Below are 1,703 nucleotides of genomic sequence, written 5' to 3'. Positions count from 1 at the left end.
TGAGGTTTTGTCGGTTTATCGGCATCTGGGTGGTGGGTTTTTGTGCTTAGGAGGTGATCCAGCCGCAGATTCCCCTACGGCTACCTTGTTACGACTTAACCCCCCTTGCAAAGCACAGGTTCGAACACGACACAGAGTTCGTGCCCTCACCCATACCTCACTCGGGTGGTTTGACGGGCGGTGTGTGCAAGGAGCAGGGACGTATTCACCGCGCTATATTGAAACGCGATTACTACGGATTCCAGCTTCACGAGGGCGAGTTACAGCCCTCGATCCGAACTAAGGATGGGTTTGTGAGATTACCAGCCCTTTTCAGGGGAGGGGCCCATTGTCCCATCCATTGTAGCCCGCGTGTAGCCCGGGAAATTCGGGGCATACTGACCTACCGTAGCCCGCACCTTCCTCCGATTTAACACCGGCGGTCCCCACAGAGTACCCATCATCCCGGAGGACATGCTGGTAACAGTGGGCACGGGTCTCGCTCGTTGCCTGACTTAACAGGATGCTTCACAGTACGAACTGGCGACGGCCATGCACCTCCTCTCAGCGATTCAGGCAAGGTCTTCAGCCTGGCCTACATTTTGCTGTCGTCCCCGGTGAGTTGTCCGGCGTTGAGTCCAATTAAACCGCAGGCTCCACCCGTTGTTGTGCTCCCCCGCCAATTCCTTTAAGTTTCAGCCTTGCGGCCGTACTTCCCAGGTGGCTCGCTTCACGGCTTCCCTGCGGCACCAGACACGGTCGCGCCATGCCTGACACCTAGCGAGCATCGTTTACGGCTGGGACTACCCGGGTATCTAATCCGGTTCGTGCCCCCAGCTTTCGTCCCTCACCGTCGAACCCGTTCTGGTAAGACGCCTTCGCCACAGGTGGTCCCACAGGGATTACAAGATTTCACTCCTACCCCTGTAGTACCTCTTACCTCTCCCGGTTCCAAGTCTGGCAGTATCCCCCGAAAGCCTAATAGTTGAGCTATCAGATTTCCCGGAGGACTGACCAAACCGGCTACGGACCCTTTAGACCCAATAATCACGATCACCACTCGGGCCGCCGGTGTTACCGCGGCGGCTGGCACCGGTCTTGCCCGGCCCTTGCTAACGGGTGTATTTTACACACCCGGACAGCCAGCATATGATGCTGGCACTCGGTGTCCCCTTATCACGGTTTCCCGCATTGTAAAGTTTTCGCGCCTGCTGCGCCCCGTAGGGCCTGGATTCATGTCTCAGAATCCATCTCCGGGCTCTTGCTCTCACAACCCGTACCCGTTGTTGGCTAGTAGGTACATTACACCCACTACTACCTGATAGGCCGCAGACCCATCCTTGGGCAGACGAATCCATTTTACGCATAAAGCATTCCAGCATATGTGCGTTATCCGGAATTATCCCCAGTTTCCCGGGGTTATGCCGGACCCAAGGGCAGGTTATCCACGTGTTACTGAGCAGTACGCCATGTTCACGAAGAACATATGACTCGCATGGCTTAGGCGAACACCGATAGCAGTAACCTCTGGCAGGATCAACCAGAATTGTTAAAGTATCGCACACTTCAAAATTAAAGGTCTTGGTCGCAGAAACTTGCACTAACAACTATCAATTCAGTTATTTCAGTTTCGCGATGATGTTTTATGAAAAACTCTCACCGCCCAGAATTAACCGAACCGACAAAATCCTCGTCAGACAGGAAAAAACTCCTGACTCCATTAA

Annotated in this window: 1 rRNA gene; it reads right to left on the bottom strand. The window is 54.3% G+C overall.

From position 1 onward, the window contains the following. Positions 1 to 48 precede the first annotated feature (48 nt). Positions 49 to 1,526 (bottom strand): 16S ribosomal RNA (locus ASJ81_RS12290). Between the last annotated feature and the right edge of the window lie 177 nt (positions 1,527 to 1,703).

This window comes from Methanosarcina spelaei (genome assembly GCF_002287235.1).
GTDB lineage: Archaea > Halobacteriota > Methanosarcinia > Methanosarcinales > Methanosarcinaceae > Methanosarcina > Methanosarcina spelaei.
The sequence above is the reverse complement of the archived record's forward strand: the minus strand, read 5'-3'. Positions and strand labels throughout refer to the sequence as shown.